This is a genomic window from Vibrio sp. 10N.261.52.A1 (assembly GCF_002876325.1).
GTDB classification, from domain to species: Bacteria; Pseudomonadota; Gammaproteobacteria; order Enterobacterales; family Vibrionaceae; genus Vibrio; species Vibrio chagasii.
The window spans coordinates 1-855 of the sequence record NZ_MCYD01000193.1; the positions used below are offsets into that span (position 1 = coordinate 1).

Consider the following 855-nt stretch of genomic DNA (forward strand, 5'->3'; position numbering starts at 1 on the left):
AGGTCGAACTCAGCAAGTTGCTTACATGCGTTATCAACAGATTCTGCATCAAAGTTTGGACCTTTATCACCACCACGTAGTATGACGTGACCGTATGGGTTGCCTGAAGTGCGGTAAACCGTCATACGACCATTTTTATCTGGTGAGTAGAAGTAGTGAGAAGCTTGTGATGCGCGAATCGCATCAATAGCGATCTTGATGTTGCCGTTTGTCGCGTTTTTGAAGCCAACAGGGCAAGACAGTGCTGAAGCCATTTCACGGTGAATCTGAGATTCTGTAGTACGAGCGCCAATTGCGCCCCAAGTGATCAGGTCTGCGATGTATTGGCCCGTGATCATATCAAGGAATTCAGTCGCGGTTGCTAGGCCAAGCTTGTTGATATCAAGCAGAAGCTGACGTGCTTTGTTTAAACCTGTTTCCAGTGCGTATGAACCATCAAGGTTTGGATCGGTAATCAGACCTTTCCAACCTACAACCGTGCGCGGTTTCTCAAAGTAGGTTCTCATTACAACAAACAATTCGTCTTTGTATTGTTCTTGAATTTGGCTCAGGCGCTCAGCGTAATCAAGTGCCGCTTCTGTATCGTGAACAGAGCAAGGGCCTACGATAACTAATAGGCGGTTATCACGACCAGTTAGGATATCTTCGATTTGGCGGCGAGAATTTGCAATACGCTCAGCAACGTCGTCAGTAATTGGGTGTGCGTTGCCTAATTCGGCAGGAGTTGGCATAGGACCCAGAGCTTGGGTTCTCAACTCATCAGTTTTTAATGGCATGTGATAGCTTTTTTATTCTATTGCGAAGTGGTTAAGATAACGGAATTGAACCGAGGAATAAACTCTCTTAAGTCAAAGT

General features: G+C 45.6%; 1 protein-coding gene. It reads right to left on the bottom strand.

Annotation, left to right across the window (positions count from 1 at the left end; translation table 11 throughout):
- Positions 1 to 776: 3-deoxy-7-phosphoheptulonate synthase (locus BCT81_RS02545; protein ID WP_102423153.1), on the bottom strand; the 776-nt coding region annotated here is incomplete at its 3' end.
- Positions 777 to 855: the final 79 nt, after the last annotated feature.